This window comes from Galbibacter sp. PAP.153 (genome assembly GCF_037029175.1).
Taxonomy (GTDB): domain Bacteria; phylum Bacteroidota; class Bacteroidia; order Flavobacteriales; family Flavobacteriaceae; genus Galbibacter; species Galbibacter pacificus.
On sequence record NZ_JAZEUN010000004.1, the window covers coordinates 149198 to 169684 of the forward strand.

Annotated in this window: 11 protein-coding genes; 5 read left to right on the plus strand and 6 right to left on the minus strand. The window is 40.0% G+C overall.

All coding sequences use genetic code 11. The features are described 5' to 3' along the window. The first annotated feature begins 42 nt into the window (after nucleotides 1–42). From UXI14_RS03360 to UXI14_RS03375, 4 genes are all read left to right on the plus strand, one after another. Nucleotides 43–1518, plus strand: a complete 1476-nt coding sequence (locus UXI14_RS03360) for a sulfatase (protein ID WP_335964836.1) — start codon at nucleotides 43–45, stop codon at nucleotides 1516–1518. Between the two features lie 37 nt (nucleotides 1519–1555). Then, the gene (locus UXI14_RS03365) at nucleotides 1556–3421 is read left to right on the plus strand and encodes a sulfatase (RefSeq protein ID WP_335964837.1); all 1866 of its coding nucleotides are present in this window, start codon (nucleotides 1556–1558) and stop codon (nucleotides 3419–3421) included. Between the two features lie 432 nt (nucleotides 3422–3853). Beyond that, entirely contained in the window at nucleotides 3854–6355 is a 2502-nt protein-coding gene (locus tag UXI14_RS03370) for a TonB-dependent receptor (RefSeq protein ID WP_335964838.1), read from the plus strand. Nucleotides 6356–6421: 66 nt separating this feature from the next. After that, nucleotides 6422–7552, plus strand: a complete 1131-nt coding sequence (locus tag UXI14_RS03375) for a PepSY domain-containing protein (protein ID WP_335964839.1) — start codon at nucleotides 6422–6424, stop codon at nucleotides 7550–7552. A 297-nt stretch (nucleotides 7553–7849) separates the two neighbouring features. Here UXI14_RS03375 and UXI14_RS03380 read toward each other — a convergent pair whose 3' ends face one another. After that, on the minus strand, nucleotides 7850–8728 hold the full coding sequence (locus UXI14_RS03380) for a retropepsin-like aspartic protease (RefSeq protein WP_335964840.1): 879 nt from the start codon (nucleotides 8726–8728) through the stop codon (nucleotides 7850–7852). A gap of 444 nt (nucleotides 8729–9172) precedes the next feature. Here UXI14_RS03380 and UXI14_RS03385 point away from each other — a divergent pair, with 444 nt between their 5' ends. Further along, nucleotides 9173–10972 (plus strand): rhamnogalacturonan lyase, encoded by a 1800-nt coding sequence (locus UXI14_RS03385; protein ID WP_335964841.1) that lies wholly within the window; start codon nucleotides 9173–9175, stop codon nucleotides 10970–10972. Between the two features lie 74 nt (nucleotides 10973–11046). Here UXI14_RS03385 and UXI14_RS03390 read toward each other — a convergent pair whose 3' ends face one another. The 5 genes from UXI14_RS03390 to UXI14_RS03410 all read right to left on the minus strand — a co-directional run bounded on the left by UXI14_RS03390 (nucleotide 11047) and on the right by UXI14_RS03410 (nucleotide 20486). Beyond that, nucleotides 11047–12045, minus strand: a complete 999-nt coding sequence (locus tag UXI14_RS03390) for a glycosyl hydrolase (protein WP_335964842.1) — start codon at nucleotides 12043–12045, stop codon at nucleotides 11047–11049. A 3-nt stretch (nucleotides 12046–12048) separates the two neighbouring features. Then, a complete protein-coding gene (locus UXI14_RS03395) occupies nucleotides 12049–14184 on the minus strand; it encodes a hypothetical protein (RefSeq protein ID WP_335964843.1) in 2136 nt (711 codons plus the stop codon). A 5-nt stretch (nucleotides 14185–14189) separates the two neighbouring features. Further along, on the minus strand, nucleotides 14190–17798 hold the full coding sequence (locus UXI14_RS03400) for a DUF4450 domain-containing protein (RefSeq protein ID WP_335964844.1): 3609 nt from the start codon (nucleotides 17796–17798) through the stop codon (nucleotides 14190–14192). A gap of 110 nt (nucleotides 17799–17908) precedes the next feature. Next, the gene (locus UXI14_RS03405) at nucleotides 17909–19324 is read right to left on the minus strand and encodes a hypothetical protein (protein WP_335964846.1); all 1416 of its coding nucleotides are present in this window, start codon (nucleotides 19322–19324) and stop codon (nucleotides 17909–17911) included. 16 nt (nucleotides 19325–19340) lie between these two features. Continuing rightward, entirely contained in the window at nucleotides 19341–20486 is a 1146-nt protein-coding gene (locus UXI14_RS03410; RefSeq protein WP_335964847.1) for an alpha-hydroxy acid oxidase, read from the minus strand. Nucleotide 20487: the final 1 nt, after the last annotated feature.

Below are 20487 nucleotides of genomic sequence, written 5' to 3' on the forward strand. Positions count from 1 at the left end.
TAGTAAAGCTTACTTGCAAATGAAGTTTTTAAATAGTATACCATGAGATACCTTATTTTTTTAGCATTCTTATCCTTTTTTAAGGGTTTCTCTTTTCAGGCAAAAAATGACACGCCACCAAATGTCCTGTTTATTTTTGTGGACGACTTACGTCCAGAACTTGGGTGTTATGGTACTAAAATAATAAAAACGCCAAACATAGATCGGTTGGCCTCACATGGGAGTGTTTTTAACAAGCATTATGTACAGGTGCCAACTTGTGGTGCTTCAAGGTATGCCCTGCTTACTGGTTTATTGCCAAAAGCAAAGAACCAATTGAGTAATGAGGCTATTAGGACCTATATTTCCGGTCAACCTGAAAAGGACACACCGGAGACTTTCATTCATCAACTAAGAAGAAATGGATATTTTACCGTGGGAATAGGTAAAATAAGCCATTATATCGATGGGCTCTATGGTTATGCTGAATCCTCTAAAGGCGCAAAGCCCGAACTTCCCTATAGTTGGGATAAAAATTTATTTGATTCGGGGAAATGGAAAGATGGCTGGGATGCATTTTTTGCTTATGCTGATGGCAGTAGCAGAATAACAAAAAAACGGCAGGTGAAACCCTATGAAAATGGAAATGTAGGGGATGAAGGATATCCTGATGGGCTTTCGGCAAAATTGGCATTGCATCAACTGGATTCTCTGTCAAATTCAAAAAGGCCCTTTTTTCTTGCAGTCGGGTTTTTTAAACCGCACTTGCCGTTCAATGCTCCAAAAAAATACTGGAACATGTACCCGGAAAACAGTATTCCCCTGACTCCCTCACCAGAGATCCCTGAATATATAAACCTGGCCAGCCTTCATAATAGTCCAGAATTTAACAGGTATGCACTGGGAGAAGAAAAGCCAGACTTAAATACCCCGGCCTCAAAGGCATATGCACAAAAAATAAGACATGCATATTATGCGGCGGTAAGCTATATGGATGCCCAAGTGGGTAAGCTTATAGAAAAGCTTAAAGAAAAGGGGCTTGATAAAAATACCGTTGTAGTACTCTGGGGAGACCATGGCTGGCAACTTGGCGACCATAGGGTATGGGGCAAGCATACTTTGTTTGAAAGGGCACTCCGCAGTCCATTGATTATTATGGATCCCAGGATAAAGGAACAGAAAAAGAAAATTGACAAAATTGTTAGTTCCATAGATATTTATCCTACTCTAATGGAGATGTGTAATGTAGAAATGCCCTATAAAACCAAAGGAAGAAGCATGATAGGCCTACTTTACCAAAACGAATTGGATAAGGCATGGAAAGAGGCTTCATACAGTTATTTCAACAAGGGAATATCCGTAAGGGTACCCCGTTATAGATATACAAAATATTTTAGGGATGAATTTCCTGTCGTTGAATTATATGACCATACTGTCGATCCCAATGAAAATGTCAATATTGCGGCAACCAAGCCTCACCTGGTAAAAAAGCTGGATAGTATATTAGAAGAAGGAGATACAGGGCTTTATTTAAAATGAGAGTAAAAAAGAAAGGTATAAATACTAAAAACCACTTATGAATCTGAATCTTAAATTTCAACCCGTTTCAAGAAATGTACTGTGGGTATTCCTCTTAACGGCCTGTGTTTTGCAGGCTCAAAAATCAAAACCGAATATTATAATTTTTATCAGTGATGACCAGAGCCAAATAGATGTTGGCTGTTATGGAAACACCGATGTTTATACCCCAAACATGGACCAGCTCGCCATGGAAGGGATGCGGTTTACTGCTGCTTATGCGGCAACTCCCATGTGCGCTCCTTCCAGAAGTAATATGTTAACCGGTCTGTATCCTTTTCGGAATGGTTCGCAAATGAATCACTTTGCCTTAAATCCCGAAACCAAGACCTTGCCCGATTATTTAAAAAAGCTGGGCTATTATGTGGCCATAGCCGGAAAGGTCGATGTATATCCCAAACCAAATTTCGATAGGCATATTGGTGAATACTTTGGAAAATATTTTCCGGTAGAAAATAGAAACGACCCCCGAAATGCCACGACAGAATTCATAAATGGTTATTTTAAGGGCGAAAATAAAAATAAGCCCCTGTGCCTAATTGTAGCTACTTGGTTACCCCATGTGCCATGGCAGGAAGGGGGCAACTATGCCCCCGAAAAGTTAAAATTGCCCGGTTATTTAGTAGATACCCCACAGACCCGAGAAGCTCTGGCCGCTTACTACCAGAGTATTGCCAAGGCCGATAAAATGCTTGGGAAAATATTGGAGTCGGTTGACCAGAGCGGAGAAGGGGACAATACCGTTTTTATGTTTTTTTCCGATCAGGGCACGCAATTTCCGGGAGCCAAATGGACCACTTACGATCAAGGCCTGAACGTTCCCTTCGTGGTGCGGTGGCCCGGAAAGGTAAAAGCGGGCACAACCACCGATGCCCTTATTTCCTTGACCGATCTCACCCCGACCTTGATAGACTTGGCAGGAGGGGAACCGATAAAAAATCTGGACGGTATAAGTTTTAAGGACGTTTTACTGGGTAAAAAAGAACAACACCGCGACTATGTTTTTGGAGAGACCTCGATGGAACCTCAATATTGGTACAATTATACCCCTTCCAGAACCGTTATCGATGCCAATGGTTGGCAGTATATTAAAAATTATCACCCCGAGAGACGTTTTATAACCCATATAGATAAAGTGGAACAGAATATGTTTTATTTTGATTCCTGGGTGGAAAAAGCTAAGGCCAGCGACCGCGCCAATTTCCTTTTGAACAGGTACAGTTACCGTCCGCCGGAAGAATTGTACAACCTAAAGACCGATCCCTGGGAAACGGAAAATTTAATTAAAGGACATACATTTTCCCGCAAGGAAGAACAGTTGAAACGGCAATTGAACAACGAACTCTTAAGACAGGGCGAAGGCATGGCCACGATCCTTCAAGGAGATTTGCCTGTTTTTCACAGCAATTCATATAGCATATCACAGGGGATGAGCGTAAGCGACCTTTCTTTTGAACGGGATAGATGGTCCCCAAAGACCCTTATCATGAATTTGTACATTGACGGAACCGGGAACAACGGTGTGCTTTGCGAATATTTTAACCAGTTTAGGCTCATCTTAAAAAACAGAAAGCTTGGCATTGTTTTAGGGGACGGACGTGAATTTTTCAGCGATATTTTATCAGATGTAAACGGGCACCTTTTGTTTCAGCTTTCAAATAAAGGGAAATTGTCGGTTTCCTTTAACGGAGCCGACATAGTAAACCATTCCCTTGAAAAAGATTTTACGGCTATTAATTCTGGATATTTTTCATGTGGGCTGGCCAGAATGCAGCAATTAAACCAGGGAGAACAAAATTACTTTAAGGGAAAAATAAGCGGTATAACAGTTTCCATGAATAAATTGATTCGAGAGCCCCGTTAAACTCAGCTAATAAAAGGATAATCAAAATATAAAAGAAGAGTAGATTAGTTTTAATTTAGTTAGCAGTTTAGTTTTAACTTGTCTGAAGATCGTTCGGGGTTATCAATAGCCCTGAACGATTCTTTTTTTGAATTGGTTAAGCCTTTCAAAAAACATTATCCTAAAACAAAGTCCAAAGTGATTGTGTACTTTCAATGTTGTATAAATACCGGCGTTGGTATCACAAAAAAATGTCCCAAAAACAAGTTTTACAGGCATATACAACTTCAATATATAAATATTTCTATTAAAAATATTTCAACTTCCATATGATACATTCAATCATGAAGTTTTCAAGAATATTTAATTCCCAACAAAGAAAATTATTTTTATTAAATCTAAATAAATATATTTGTGTCGATTTATAACTGATCACGATACAAACTAAAAACTATGAAAAATATATACATAGCACTTACCTGCTTAGTCTTTGCATTTGCATCATTGCCTACACATGCATCCTACCGTATAATAGACCCCAACAATGATATACAAGAATACTTTAGGGTAGCGGGTAGTGTTTTAAGTGGGTCTCAAGCCCCGGTTGCCAATGCATCGATTATGATAAGGGAATTGCAAAAAGGCACGGTAACGGACAGCAATGGAAATTATGTATTTGAACAAGTGCCAACTGGAAATTATACAATAGAAGTGCGTTATGTAGGAAAAAAAATGGTTTCTAAAAAAATAACGGTTAATGACAATTCCATTTTTGATATTGTACTTTATAATGAAAATGAAGAATTAGAAGAAGTTACCCTTGAAGGCCAGACAAAAAATAAATTTGAAGCATCCAAAGAAACCAGCTCTGTTGGTAAAATGCCGTTAAGGGCCATAGAAACCCCACAGGTTTATACATCTATTGATGGCGAGGTATTAAAAAATCAATTTATTTTTACCGTAGACGATGCCTACCGGAACATTACGGGGCTCCAAAAAATGTGGAGTGCTACCAATAGGGCCGGGGACGGGGGAGCATTTGTAAACTTAAGGGGCTTTATTGTTAACAATCCATTGAGAAACGGACTTGTAGCTCCGGTAACGACCACGATTGATGCTATTAACATTGAAAAACTGGAAGTTTTAAAAGGCCCATCTGCAACGCTTTTTGGTAGTAATGTAACCTCCTATGGTGGGATTATTAACAGGGTTACCAAAAAGCCCAATGAAAATTTTGGGGGCGAAGTGGCAGTGGCCGGTGGAAGCAACAATTATTACAGGGCCCAGGCCGATATAAATACCCCACTAACAAACGACAAAAAACTTCTTTTTAGGGTAAATACGGCATATACCAATAGCGGAAACTTCCAAAAAAAGGATGCCGAAAATTCATTTTTGGTATTTATACCTTCCCTTACCTATAAGTTTACGGAAAACCTGGACGTTAACCTGGAGTTTGAAATGTTGGACACCGATGCGGTACCCGACCAGTTTTTATTTTATTTGAGCCCGGCCTTAGGGGTGGATAATATAGAAGCTATTGAAGATTGGGGGTTGGACTATAAAAATTCTTATATGGGAGACGGTCTAAAGACCAAATCTAAAACACGAAACCTGTACGGTGCCATAAATTATACCATTAGCGACCATATTAAGTCATCGACCAACATCAATTCTTCGTATTCACAATCAAACGGATATAACCCCTATTTTTATATAGCACCAGAATCTACATTTACACAGGATCCTGCCGATACGGAAATGGGCGTAATACGCTCCGACCAATCTACGGTAGATAGCAAGCAAAAATATTTTCAGGTTCAGCAAAACTTTAATTTCGATTTCCATTTATTTAATATGAGAAACCGCACGGCCGCAGGTTTTGATTATTTAAGAAGGGAAGACGAGCAGATGTTTATTTTTCTAAGCGCATTCGACTGGGTTCCGTTTGCCGGAGGCAATTATGATTCTTTAAATGCGGAAAGCTTGGAAACAACTTATGAAACTTTACGAAATACACCGGGTTACGATTTTGATGCGAATAATACCTACCCCATAACCGGGGTTTTAAACACATATAGTGGGTATATTTCCAATGTTTTGACTCCTGTGCCGGGATTAAATGTACTGACATCCCTTCGCTATGAAAGTAATAATTTTGAAGGTGGTAAAAGCGGTCAGGCAGCTACTCCCGAATACACTCAAGGTGCATGGTCGCCAAAATTTGGGCTAGTCTATGAACTGGTAAAGGATAAGGTTTCTGTTTTTGGGAACTATCAAAACAGTTTTACCAGCAATGGATATATTTTAACAAGTAGCGACGGCGAATTTGTCCTGTCCGATCCCGAAAGGGCCAATCAGTGGGAAGGTGGTTTTAAAACCAATCTCATGGACGGAAGGGTGAATGCCACGATAAGTTATTATAACATTGACGTGAAAAATTCACTGCTAAACACCGGTGAGTATGTAGGTGCCCAAGCTGTACAGAAACAATCGGGAAGCCTAACGAGCAAGGGGGTGGAATTTGAAGTAAGTGCATTTTTGGCAAAAGGCTTTTCTTTAATAGCAGGAACCAGTTATAACGACTCAAGATATACCAGTAAAGATGAACTTGATGCCGATGTTTATAATAGACGCCCCACAACGGCTTCTTCGCCTTGGTTGACCAATTTTAATGCCAGTTACCGTTTTATGGACGGCAAACTAGAAGGTCTTGGCTTTGGTGCTGGGGGCAATTATGCGAGCGATAATAAAATTGTTAACTCAAACTCGCAAGGAGTATTTATACTGCCTTCTTATTTCGTGTTGAATGCAAATGCCTATTACGATATACATAAATTCCGTTTTTCAATAAAGGCAGACAACCTTACCGATGCGCATTATTGGACCGGATATACCACGGCTAACCCACAATCGCTTTTGAGCGTGGTAGGAGGAATTACCTATAGGCTGTAACTATTGTATGGTTCAACTAAAAAATAGTATTGTTTTTAATTGAAGCAACAGCAATAAAAAAGAAAAATGAAACTTAAAACTGCAAAACGTTGGTTTTCATGGCATAAATGGACAAGTTTGATTTGTACAATTTTTCTCCTATTGCTATGTTTAACGGGACTGCCACTTATCTTTCATGAAGAAATTGAGCATCTACAGGAGAATTTTACCGTAGAAACCATCGAAGGGCAGCAAAGGTTGAGTTATGACAAACTGGTTGAAATTGCAGAATCCAAGAATCCCGGAAAACATGTAAGGTATGCTTTTTGGGAAAAAGATGAGCATCCAAACCAAGTGCTTTTTGATGTTGTTGAACATCCTGACGATCATTTTGAAAAGAGCAAATATGTATTGATAAATGAGTACACGGGAGCGGTTTTAAGCGAACCCGAAAACGAAGGGTTTATGTACATAATGCTCCGCCTGCATACCGATATGTTTGCGGGAATCCCTGGAAAATTGTTTATGGGGCTTATGGGGATCCTCTTTATTATTTCGATTGTTTCGGGCATTGTACTTTACGGTCCCATCATGAAGAATTTTGACTTTGGGATGGTAAGGAAGCATAAATCTAAAAGGTTGCAATGGCTGGATACCCATAATTTACTGGGAATTGTAATGGTGGTATGGTTAACGGTCGTAGGCTTGACCGGTATTATAAATACCTTATCCGATGTAGTTTTGGGGCTGTGGCAACAGGGACAACTTGCAGAAATGACGGCCCCCTATAAAAATGAAAAGCCAATAGAAGGAAGTTTAAGTTCTCTGGAAGCTGCTGTAAATGTAGCCGAAAATAAAATACCCACCATGGATGTTTCTTTAGTTGCCTATCCTGGTACCCCTTTTACAAGCAAGCACCATTATGCCGTGTTTATGAAGGGAAATACAGAACTTACCTCCAGACTGTTAATGCCCGTACTTATTGATGCAAAATCGGGCACTATTACAGACGCACGTAAAATGCCGTGGTATGTGGATACACTTTTTATCTCACAGCCACTCCATTTTGGCGATTATGGCGGGATAACCTTAAAGATAATCTGGGCTGTTTTTGATGTATTGACAATCGTAATCCTTATCACAGGACTATATCTATGGTTTGAAAGAAGAAAGTCTAAAATAACTTTTTCAAAAAATAACAGTAAAGTTAAAGGATGATGCGAAACAAACGATTTAAACTCTGGGGAATACCAATTGTTTTGGCAATCATTTCGTTATATGCTTTGATATCTGCCTTGGTAGGAGGATGGGTTACCGATATTATCGCAAGTATATTATTGGCCATTCCAATCTATATTATGTTTAAAAAATATATATGGCATTCGTCAAAATAATCTAGGACTGTATAAAACTATGGTCCCGGCTATGTTTTTTTATAATACCTGATGGCGATTAATTTATAAGCTTCAAATTTTGATATAAAGTTGCATTTATTACTATCCAGATACCGGAGCGCTATTTTGTTACAAACATTTTTTTATCCGGAATATCGATTGTCAGTTTTTTTCCTATCCAATTTATTCCCATAATCCCTTCATAAATCAAGCCCTCAATAAATGTAGCTTTGAAATTTTCAATGGAGACATTCCTGTTTTTATCTTCCATTTTTGGTAATCGGGAATAATAATAGGTGTTTCCGCTTTCGGGCTTGAAATAACTTGCCTTAAATTCACTTTTTACCGCTGTTTTGTCGATTCCCAGTGTTTCCATAAAACGGGCATTAAATCGGAATACATCAAATCCTGCACCGCTGTCCAGTCTTACACTCAACGTCAGTTTGTCATTAAGTCTCACTTGCGTTGATATATTTATTTCGATTTCACGATCGTTTGAAATTTCAATGGGCATTTCAAAGTCTTCTTGTTGTTTAATTTCTTTTAACGTGGTATCAGATTCGATATTCAGTGTCTTATTCTCAAAATCGATGGTGAAAGGGGTATTTTTCAATGGTGTTAGCGAAATTAATCCGTCAAGCGGGAACTTGATGTCATAAACGGCAAAAGTCTCATTATCGATCTTGAAGTCTTCAACCTTTAGGGATTTGGACTTCCATAAATCTACTTGAAGTTCTTCGCCTGTTGCCCTATGTCCTGTATAAAAATGGTCGGTTTTTTCTAAATCGGTTATTTTGTCGGCAAAATCTTTAGTGAGAAGGTTTATTCCTGCCCCAGTATCAAAAATAAAGTTTCCTTTAATCCCATTGACTTCGGCCGAAATAACGATATGTCCACCCTGTGTTAGCGTAAATGGAATTTTGATTTGGGATTTTGGTTTTTCCTGCGCATAAGTAAGTGGGGATATTAAAATTAAAAGGATTAAAATAAGTTTGTTCATAAAGCTGTAGCATTTTGTGTGTATGTACGACGATTGCCTTTCTAATTTGTTACAATTTAAAACATGTCCTTATCTGGTACAGTTGGAAAATTATTGATTTAATGGTTATGTCCTGTGGCAGATTAGTAAAATCATATAATTTCGGATTAATTCCCATTAATAACACGTTTTCATTTTATAAAGATTGATGTTTTACTTGCAAAATTTTCTTAAATAGGATTACATGAGAAAATGTTTGGCAAGCTTTTATTGCCAGAAAAGGAAGCATAAGCCGTTCCGGTTTTTGTTGCTAGTTTCCTTCAGCATAGTACAGGATACAAATCACTATAAACAACCTTAGCTTTATTTCTTTTAAAGAAATCTACAGTAAGGGTTTTTATTGAGGAGTTTTCACGAACAATAAAAGTAATTAACTGCTAAACTATCAACAATTAATATAGAAAGATGAAAAATTATTACCTGCTCATTGTGTTTTTTGCATTTACCATATTATCCCCGATAAATGCCCAGAACAAAATGGAAAAACTAAACAAGGGCCTTGTGGCCGTTAGAATTAATGAAAATAAAGTATATATTAGTTGGAGGCTTTTTGTAAATGATTCCGAAAACATTGGTTTTAATTTATACCGAGATGGTGTATTAGTTAATAAAAAGCCGATACATAATTCAACAAACTTTACGGATAATACCACAAAAGATGGAATTTATCAGATAAAAACAATAGTTAACGGTAAAGAAACCTCTTCTTCTGAAACGGTAAATGTCTGGCAACATGATTATTTGGAAATCCCGTTGCAAATACCGCCCGGAGGAACTACGCCCGATGGAGTTTCGTACACATATACGGCCAATGATGCCAGCGTGGGCGACCTGGATGGCGATGGCCAATATGAGATTATACTGAAATGGGACCCGACCAATGCTAAGGACAATTCGCACAATGGTTATACGGGAAATGTTTATTTAGATGCATATACCCTTTCGGGAGAATTCAAATGGCGTATTGATTTAGGCGGTAATATAAGGGCAGGAGCTCATTACACACAGTTTATGGTATATGACCTTGATGGCGATGGAAAAGCAGAAGTGGCATGCAAAACTGCAGATGGAACAATCGATGGGACCGGAAATGTTATTGGCAATCCCGATGCGGATTACAGAAATAAGAGCGGAAGGGTTCTCGAAGGTGCCGAATACCTGACTGTTTTTGAAGGGGATACCGGTAAGGCCATAACTACTACAGACTATATACCCGGAAGGAGAAATGTAGGCTCCTGGGGAGATACATATGGTAACCGTTCCGATCGTTTTTTAGGTGCGGTGGCTTATTTAGATGGACGACATCCCAGCCTGGTGATGTGCCGTGGGTATTATACACGGACAGTAATTGCCTCTTGGGATTTTAAAGATGGGCAACTTAAAAAAAGATGGATTTTTGATACAGATGATACAGGGAACCAAGCATATGCCGGACAGGGAAACCATAATTTGAGTATAGCCGATGTGGATGCCGATGGCAAAGATGAAATCGTATATGGTTCCATGACAGTTGATGATAATGGCAAAGGACTGTATACAACCGGCTTGGGGCACGGAGATGCCCTGCATGTTTCCGATTTTGATCCGGAAAGGCCAGGGCTGGAAGTTTTTATGCCCCATGAAAATAAAGTTGATGGCGTAACTTTTAGAAGTGCCCGTACAGGAGAAGTCATTTGGCAGCATAAGAAAAAAATGGATGTAGGAAGGGGGCTCGCTGCCGATATTGATGCTACACAAGTAGGGGCAGAATTTTGGGCTTCCGGAGACCTTGGGGTTTATAATACTGATGGGAAACAGGTAGGAACCGAGATCCCTTCCATTAATTTTGCCATTTGGTGGGACGATGAATTGGATAGAGAACTATTGGACGGGAATTCCATCTCAAAATATGGTGTTGGAACTGTTTTTACTGCAGAAGGATGTAAATCAAATAATGGGACCAAGGCTACACCAAGCCTTCAGGCAGACCTTTTTGGTGATTGGCGGGAAGAGGTAATGCTACGTACTTCCGATAATTCGGCGCTGCGGATATTTATAAATCCGGAAATGTCTACCCGAAAATTGCCCACCTTAATGCAGGACAGGCAATACAGAATGTCAATTGTTTGGCAAAATGTTGGTTATAACCAACCGCCATGGCCTTCCTTTTATTTAGGGTACAATATGGAATTTTATAAAAAAACCGAAAAGCACTCAAAAAAATAGAAAATACTAATTAAAATACTTTCATTGCTTTAAAATTTTGTCTTTGTAATAATAATCGAACTCAGGTTAGTAAATTAATTAGGGATTAGACTGATGCTTGCTTTTTTATTTCGGTCACAGCCAATGCTTTGGTCTTCTACATTGTAATATAATTCTGCGACCTGAATACTGCTCCTACGGGTTTCGTAGGTATCTATTCCTTTGCTGGACGGCACCCTTCCCGGATGCGTAAAATAAAAAACATAGGCTTTGTCGTTGCTAATCACCACATCAGGATGCCCGCCTTTTACCTTATCGTCAATACCTTTTCCCGGTTCTTTTAAGATGTTGTGCGCTTGTTTGTTCCATGTTGCAAGATCGGTTGAACTATAAACAGAGAGACCATCCCAACTGTCGCAGATCATCCAGAATTTCCCTTTCCATTTAAATGTTACCGGGCCTTCGCCACGGTCTTTCGCGGCTTTTTTGCTTTTGTTTGGCCAATGGTACAAATCATCGCTATCTGTATAATAAATTGACTTCCCGTCATTTTCATTGTTATAAAACAAACGCCATTTTCCATTGGGAAGCCGAATAACATCGGCATCGATACATCTTTCGGAGGCTAATTTCAATTCAGATTCAAACTTCCAGCTAAGTAAATCGGTACTTGTTAAGTGAATAATTTTACGAGGATGGTACCAATCAGAAAAAATACCGGGAACATAGGTTAAATACATATGATAAATTCCTTTGTTTTCAATAACGTCTGGTGCCCAATACGAGTATTCTTCGGTTGGCCGATAATCAATATTGCATATACCTTTATATTTCCAACTGGCGCCGCCATTTGAAGATTCTGCAATGCCTATTTGTGTACCGTGCACCCAACTAATGGTATCCAAACTATCGACATTGGCCCTGCGATTGGTATAAAACATATACCATTTGTTTGCCTGTTCGTTCCAAATTACCGTTGGATCGGCTGCTCCATCGTGTACGGGGTCTCTGTATAATGGCTTATCGGCTGTTTGCCCTTGCGTATTAACGATACCACAAATGCACATTAAAAATAATTGAACTGTTGTTTTCATATATTAAAACATTTTTTGAAGTCCTTCCCATTTTACGTTCCATTTTCCATCTTTTGGGAACCCGGGATTTTCTATGGTATTTCCGTCCCATCCGGCACACATAAGGGCAACGGCAGTTAGGATCCCCCCATTTCCGGGCAGGTAAATGGTAAGCCGCTCGTCCTGAAAATTATGGCCATTGGGAAGATATGTATTGGTACGGATATCCATTAATAGTGCTTCGACTGCTTTTTCAGGCATGTGCAAACGCGTAGCCGTCATGGCAGCCATGGGGAAGTCCCAGCCCCATGTATCGTCCCATGTCCAGTCTGTCCAAATGAGATGAAAGGTATTCTTCATAATTCCTACATCAACCTTTTCGGTTAAGGGGAGCATCCCCAATGTTCCCAAAACAGAAGGATGGTCTGTCTTGAAAACGGGATTTGTATAGGAGTCCCGTGCACTTTCCGTTGCCAGGTATACCTTGTTCAAAACGGGAAGCTCCGATAAGTTGTTCATTACTTCAACCCATTTCTTCGGTGGGGTCTCACCAAGCCTTGCTTTCCATTCAATGGCGGTTTTCAGGCCCCAGAACCAATAGTTTAGTTCGTAGGTAGGGTTGAAGGTTTCCATTGCTTTAAAGCGTTCTTGTGCGGCAATTACGCCCGGCCCGAGCTCATACCGTTTTTTTTCTTTATTGAAATGGGCGAAAGAGGCCATGAAATCGGCCGTGGCAAACACGTTTTTTTTATAGGTATTTAAAATGTCCCTGGAAGGGTTTCCTTGGTAAAGTAGTTCGGCAAAGGTGATGTAATGCGGCTGCTGCCAAATCAGAAATGAACCTACCGAAGATGGGCTTTCATTTCCATAGGGATCGGTCATTTTTTGCCATCGAAGCCCATCAAAACCTTGCCTTTTCGCAATTTTAAAGGCTTTGTCGCGTACCTTGTCATACCAATTCAAAGATTTTTGTAGTAAATTACTGCGGTTCCATAAGGCAAAATGAACCCCATGCCACCAATGCATTTCCAAATGCGGTTTTCCATACCAGCTGTTATAGGTAAGTCCGGTTTCTTGTGGGGGTTGGTTTCCGGAACACTGTAATTTGGTTAAATACTGGGAGAGTACCACGCGCCGCTCTATTTCAAAAGCCCTTTTATCGGTACACTGTGAAAAATCGACCGCACCACCGCTGAGCCAAAAACGTTTCCAGTTTTCTTTGCTGTTTGTCAGGGTCTCATTATAATCGGGGGTGCTTTTAGTGTTTTTTTCAGTAGTGAACTTACAGGTAAAAGAGAAACTTTTTTCAGTTGGGGCAATGATAAAATAATGCTTTTCTTTTTCGGTAATGGTGGCCTTATTTTTCCATAAAAATTTGGCATGATAAATTAAAGAATCCATGCGGTGTGTTATCCAAGCCCCATTATTTGTTGTTTTTAAAGTGCTCGTGTAATTTTTGTTACTTTGCCGGTTTACGCCCGTATCTTTCCATTTTCCCGAAGGATATGGAATGCGGAACCTAATTTTAAGTTGCCCTTTTGTAATTAAATCCGATGTTACTTTTACGGCGATAACGTCCTGTTTTTGGTGCGAAGCGGTTTCAACTTTAACGGGAGCCCCCTCAATATAAAATTCACTGGTTATAATGCCCGTCCATAAATTTAATTCCTGATGAATGCCTGTAAGGTCTTTGGGCGTTATTTGTTCCCCGTTTTTTTTGGTAATTTCAAATCCCAGATTTCCCAGCTGTATGCGGTGTGGGTTTTCCCTGAACCAATTTACGGCCTGCTTGCTGCGTTCCGGGGTTTTTATTTGCACGGAATAAGGTACCTTTCGGCCATATTGGTCATAGTTTTTCAAAGTTTCTTCGAAAATGTACGAATCCGGGTTTTTATAAGAATCCCATCCCCATTCCGATTGTGTCCCCAAAGAAACGCCCCCCTGGTAATATTCAGCAAAGGTTTGAAGCCCGGTCACATCGGTTGTAAAAGCAAAGCTGCCGTTCCCAACACTAAGTGAGGCTAATGTGTCGAGAGAAGTGACAATAACATTGTGGCGGGTAACCAAAGCCTTTCGGTCTATTTCTTGGGAATGTCCCTTAAAAGCCATACCGAAAAGCAAAAGAAAAGAACAAAATTTAAGGTTGGAATATGTTTTCATGATAATTATTTTAAAAGCGTAATACTCATAATACCGATTATAACGTCGTTGGCGGTCGTTTTTAATTCTATGTTTTTTAATTTTTTTTCAGGATTTAAGGGAAGGTCCAAAATAGTTGCCGAACCACCATCTATGGCATAGTCTGTAAATCCTTTTATAGTTGTATAATCTTTAAAATCGAGGAAAACTTTTCCTGTTTTTAAATGCACTCTTGGTGGCTTTGGGGCATTGGTAGTAAAGGCATATCCATCTGTATAATAATCCTGTTCAATAGGCCACCAATTTTCTGGATTTCTCAGGGATAAATTTGTTTGTGAACCATCTTGGTAGTGAACTATAATTTCTCCGTTCTGGAAATGGCTTTGCATGGGGTTGGTAGTTCCCGCCATTAATAAATATAGGTGTTTTGCCTTACCGGATAGTTTTAGTTGAACGCTTTCCGGGAAATTGTCCCATTGAGAGGTGAAAACAATATCATTGGTGTTTTCCGGGGCTATTTTAAAGGGAATGTTGTTATAAAATAGGTTTCCGTTGTTTCTTTGGGCCACTTGTTTTAAGCCCGAATCGTTAATTTCCGGAGCTATAAATGGGTAACACCAATTCCCGATACCTTGTGTTGGAAGCTGAAGTGTTGGCGAAGTTGGACGGGGCGATACATATGCCTGCTTGAAAATATGGGTTACTTTACCATTAAAACGGTCCTGTAGGTCAATAGTTTCAAATTTACTCCTATCAGGGGCTTGTATGTTCCAATTTTGAAAATTTTGGACATACATAGAATGATTTCCCTGTGCATTAATCTGTAATATATTGGTTCCTGGAACTAAGGCACTTTCGGCAATGTTAATATTCAAATCATTAGTAATGGAAATCTTTCTTTTATAATGGTTAACAGAATAAGTAATGTCGAAAGCTTTATCGCTATTGTTTTTTAAAGTAAGGGTGGTCCCTTTTTTAGTTGATGAGGTTTGTGCCAATTCTATTTCGGGGAGCAATTTTACATCAATGGGCTGCCACCAGGTAAAGTCCCCTTGTTGTAATTGAATGAAAAAGGTTTTATGCCCTAAATCATTATTAAACTCTGCCAAAAAACCGTGCTTGCTAATTTGATGGGCTTTCAGAACCGATTGCGGGTCGTATGATTTTAGGAATTTTACAGCCTTGTTGGCTATTTTAAAGGCACTGTTCTTGGTATAATTTTCCGGAAATGTAAGTTTTTCGATGTCGCTGCCCTTCCAGATAATTTCTATGTTATAATCGGTCTTGTAGGTATCGGTAATTATAACTTTTGGTGAAACGATTGCAGTTTCATCAACATACCATGTGGTTATTTTTTTATTGTTGATTTTAATTTGTCCAATGGCATCTTTTTCAGCATTGACAATCAGTTTCAACGTCATTTTTTTTGGAAAAAGGGGTTTGATATGAAAAATACTCTTATCGCCTTTTGAAGCATACGAGTAATGTATGTCAGGAATTTTAATACTTGCTTTGTCCCAGCTTTCAGGAAAGCCGGGCTGAAGGGTCAAGGTGTCCGAAATTGCATTTGGTTTAATTCCATAAAGGCCTTCGACCAGACTTCGGGCGGCCATCCCTATCGGGTCGGCAAAGTCCCTATAGAGTTCACCGCGCATGGCATCATAAAAAGATAGTTGTTGGAAACCTCCGGGCGAAGCCCCCAGATACATGCTTTCTATAATTCCGCTTTGCCATAGTTTGAATGCTTTTTCGGGGCGTTGCCCTTGCCAATATGCCAAAGAGGTATGTAAAACTTCCGCAAGAGCAACATTGTTGACCGACCAGGTATAGGGCTGCCAATTGGTGGTAGCGATAAGTTGTAAGTCATTTTGGGGCAAACCTTTTGCTCTTATGGGAATATGAGGGATTTCGGTGTCGATATAACGGAGCATCTGGTAAGCCTTAAAATTATCGGGAACGCCTTCGTCAATGGTATGGTAAATGCTCCAAATTCCGGGCTTATTATGTGTTAATTGCTTGCCTAATAAATCTTTGTATTCTGCGTAAATTCCTTTATTTGAAATCCAGAGCGCTGTATTTAAAGCCTTTTTTATGCGGTGTGCTTCTTGCTGGTAATTTAAATGGTCTGGAATTGTCAAATTATTTTTTTGGGCAATAGCGGCAGCCAGTTTATTGGCACTGTAATTATAAGCCGAAGCATAGCTTACAGACCCGCCACTGTATTGTAGCGCATCACTTGCCCAAATACAGGCATAGGCATCGTATAAATAATTGTTGTCGGTATCAAAATTTCTTTTTTCCCAAGCCAGGTGCCGCTCTATAGCTGGCCATATATTTTTAATAAATTCTTCATTGCCAGTCCAGAGATAATGGCGGAGCACCTGATTAAAAAAAACCGAATTCATATCATAATGGTGCGCAACCGTATTGTTGTTTGGGTGCCTGCTTATATACCCCCGGCTGAACATGGCCGTCCCGATTTTTTCTTTTTGGCGCGCAAAGTTTCGAGCGGTATCCGGGACAACTGGCCCCGAAGGGGGATCGGTTACCTGCGAATTGGCATAACTTGTAAAATGAAGTTCAGCCCGGTCATGCCAGCCCAATGGATCGGCCACATAAGCTCCTCGCCAGGCATTTAAGTGCATACGCCACGCTATGGAACCGTGTAAAAATGCTGGGCTTTCCCAAATAGCATCCCCGGCGGTAGCCAATGCGCCCCCAAGGGGATTTATATATGGATCTGGAGTTGCTACCGTTAAAATAGCGGCTGTTTTTTGTGCTTTTTTAATCCCTTTTTCAAAACTGGCTGCTGGCGACGCTGCTTTTGACATGGTAGCCGTATTTTCAAATTTCCAAAAAACAGATTTTTTTGGCGATTTGATTTTACCTGTTATGACCGGAAAGGAATTTTCTTCAGATTGGAAAATACTTAACGGACTATCTTGATGTGAAGCAGATGCAATTTTGACCTCTGAGGCTGGAAATTGCCCCGTTATGGATTTATTGTTTCTTGAACCGTATTTTACCGTAAACGAATTTCCTTTAATGGAATACTCATTGTTAGCACAATATTCCGGTTGTAGATAAAAAACCGATTCCGGGTCCGCGCCAATATCTCCGTCCCGGTGAAATTTTTTACCACTGGCACCGCCATATACCCAAATTATATCTACCGTTTCGGGAATGTTTTCCGAAGTAAGCCGAAGCATAAAACCCTCGCTTTCGGGCAAGGCAACGACTTGAAGGTGAATTTTCCCCTGTTTTAATAAAGGGTCGGTAATCTGATAAGACATAATTCCGGGGGTATAAGTCGTTTTAATGCTATCACATTCCGTTAACCATTTACTGGTTTCTTTGCCTAAAGAAGAAATGCCCAGTTTAAAATTACCGCCCATTCCGGGCATGTACATGGCAAATTCCGGTAAGTCGCCGGTTTCGACCCTAAACCCCGTATGGGTACCATACAAAGCCCTGTTGAATTTTCGGTGCCCATTTTTTAATTCGAAACTTTTTCCTTTAGGCGCATAATGTATCTTTCGGATGCTATCGTGCCAATATTGATGACTTTGTGCATTTATACCAAGTGAAATAAAGAAGCAAAAAAAGATGATATAAAGTTTGGATAAATTTATCATTAGGGTTGGTTATTTTCGAACCATAATATTCAAAAAAAATCCCGAAGGTTCCATCCTGTACATCCATGCATAAAAAAAACTGCCTTTAGAAAGACAGTTTTACTATGTTTTTAAAAAGTATGTTTTTTCTGATAATACCTGCTAAAAACCAGGTATAAAAATCCGCAGCAAATCCATGTGGGCAATGTAACGAAGGATAAGAAAACATTAAACTTCAACGAAATAAAATAAAAAATACCAAAGCTGATTAGCCATGCCCATAATACGGCATAATTGAAATTAATATTTGTTTTTTCAGCATAAAAAGAGGTAATTCCTGCTCTTTTGGCAAAGAAATAATCAAAAACTATAATGGCGCCAATTGGAGCAAGGATAAAGCCGTAAAGTGCTACAAAATCCAATAATTTCATGGCAAATGCAGGAAAAAGTCCGGCAATGGTAGCTATTGCACCCGCTAAAATAGTAACCCAAAAAGTAGAGGCTTTCGGTATAATGGCTTGAAAGGCAAGTCCGGCTCGGTAAATTGTTGGATTTGCCGTTGTCCAACCTGCTAAAATAACCGCGAGTATACCAAAAATGCCAATCGCATTGTGGGCCAATGGGCCTGGTGCTACCGTTGGTGCTTGTCCGTTTGCCAAAAAAGCCTGGGCTTCCGGGGATTTTAAATAAACGGCATATAACAAAGCTGCTGCAATCCAGGCAATGTAATGTCCAATATAGATCCCGCCGGCGGTTGTCCAGCCGATAGAAGGGTTTTTGGCAAACCTGAAAACAGAGAGGTCGGACATGCCAATGTGCATGGCCGCATTGGCAAACCAAGACCATAAAAACACATGCCAGAACGTATATTTTATCTGTCCCGGAAACGGATCGCTGCCTTCCCCCCAAAGGTTCCAAAAATCTGAAAAACTGTGTACTTCCAATTGAGACAAGGCAACGATGCCACAAACAATAAATGCCAAAACAATTATGGGCGACATCCAGTTGGCCGCTTTGGCCACCGTATTGTATCCTTTTGCAGCGATTATCGAAATAACGGCCCCCAAAACCAGTACAATGGTTATCCATGTAATGCCATTGGGCAGGGTATCGGTTAATTTGGGCATTTCCATATTAAAGGGAATTCCAACGGCGGTTGCCGAAACGGTTATCATGGCCCCGGCCAAAAAACAGAACAATACCCCATTTGCCAAATTATAAACAGTCACCAATTTTTTACCACATATTTTTTCTAAATGAAAATAAAGGGTATACCTAAACTTTGTCCCGATTTCAGCAGTTAAAAAGCGCCAGCTCAATACGGCCATTAAGTTCCCGAGCAAAAGCCCGACAATTAAATCAAAAGCACTTACGCCCGTTGTGAGAAACAAAGGTCCGATTACAAATTCGGTTCCGGCGGCGTGTTCCCCGGCATACATTCCCAAAAAGCTTTTCCATCCTTTTAGTTTAGAATCCGGAACGCGTTCCCTTTCATATTCGCCTCCTGCAATTTGCTCGATATCTTCTTCAATGGTGTATTGTGTCATAATTTAGTTTTGGTTGTTAAATTAAGTGTTTGGGTAAGTCGGCAATTTTTTCGCAGCAAAGCTGATCCATTACTTGCTTTAATTGAACCTTTAACATAGATATGGTATGGTCGCCCCCTTTATTGCCCAAAGCCGCGGCTCCATACATAAAAGACCTTCCCATAAAGGTAAATTTGGCACCACTGGCCAAACTCCTTGCTACATCCGGGCCAGAACGTAGCCCGCTGTCCATCATGACTTCAATCTGGTCGCCGTATTTTTCTGCAATGGTTGTAAGTGGTTTTATGGTAGATTCCCCTGCATCGAGTTGCCTCCCGCCATGATTGGAGACAATTATGCCATCAAACCCTAAACGGATGGCTTCCCGGGTATCTTCTTCAGAGGCAACTCCTTTTAACACCAATTTTCCCTTCCATTGGTCGCGAATGGGTTTGATACGGTCCTCATTGAGCCTGCCGGAAAAAGTTTCATCCATGAATTTTCCCAATTGCTTTAAATTAAGACCGTTTGGCATATAGGGCTTGATATTTTCAAAATTGGGCTGTCCATGTTTAAGTGTTTCCATGGCCCAAATCGGCTTACCGAGAATTTGTAAAATATTTTGCAGGCTCATCTTTGGCGGAAGTGCCAAACCATTTCTAAAATCCCTTGGCCGATACCCAAATGTGGGTACATCGCATAATAATACCAATACGGGGCAACCGGCATCACCGGCACGCTTTATAATATCTTTTCTGATGGAATCATCAACAGGATTATAAAGTTGAAACCAGGCATTTCCTTCGGTAAGTTCGCTGGCCCTTTCAATATCCATGGTTGTTACCGTACTTAAAATAAAGGGAATGTTATGTTGAAAAGCCGCTTTGGCTAAAATTTCAGGAGAATTTGGCCACATAAGCCCTTGAAGGCCAACCGGGGCAACACCAAAAGGCGCATCGTATTCTTTCCCGAAAAGTGTGGTTTTGATAGACGGGTCTTTGTAGTTTTTTAGGTAACGGGGCTCCAACTGGACTTCTCTGAGTTCGGCGGTATTCCGGTGTATGTTTACATCTTCATTGCAACCGCCGTCCAAGTATTCAAAAGCAAACCTTGGAATTCTTTTTTGTGCTTTTTTCCTTAAATCGTCAACCGATGGATATTTATAATCGAAACTTAATGCCATG

Coding starts and splice junctions, on each gene's coding strand:
- UXI14_RS03410 (WP_335964847.1), bottom strand. CDS start 20,486: ATGGCATTAAGTTTCGATTATAAATATCCATCGGTTGACGATTTAAGG.
- UXI14_RS03405 (WP_335964846.1), bottom strand. CDS start 19,324: ATGACACAATACACCATTGAAGAAGATATCGAGCAAATTGCAGGAGGC.
- UXI14_RS03375 (WP_335964839.1), top strand. CDS start 6,422: ATGAAACTTAAAACTGCAAAACGTTGGTTTTCATGGCATAAATGGACA.
- UXI14_RS03385 (WP_335964841.1), top strand. CDS start 9,173: ATGAAAAATTATTACCTGCTCATTGTGTTTTTTGCATTTACCATATTA.
- UXI14_RS03400 (WP_335964844.1), bottom strand. CDS start 17,798: ATGATAAATTTATCCAAACTTTATATCATCTTTTTTTGCTTCTTTATT.
- UXI14_RS03395 (WP_335964843.1), bottom strand. CDS start 14,184: ATGAAAACATATTCCAACCTTAAATTTTGTTCTTTTCTTTTGCTTTTC.
- UXI14_RS03360 (WP_335964836.1), top strand. CDS start 43: ATGAGATACCTTATTTTTTTAGCATTCTTATCCTTTTTTAAGGGTTTC.
- UXI14_RS03390 (WP_335964842.1), bottom strand. CDS start 12,045: ATGAAAACAACAGTTCAATTATTTTTAATGTGCATTTGTGGTATCGTT.
- UXI14_RS03365 (WP_335964837.1), top strand. CDS start 1,556: ATGAATCTGAATCTTAAATTTCAACCCGTTTCAAGAAATGTACTGTGG.
- UXI14_RS03380 (WP_335964840.1), bottom strand. CDS start 8,728: ATGAACAAACTTATTTTAATCCTTTTAATTTTAATATCCCCACTTACT.
- UXI14_RS03370 (WP_335964838.1), top strand. CDS start 3,854: ATGAAAAATATATACATAGCACTTACCTGCTTAGTCTTTGCATTTGCA.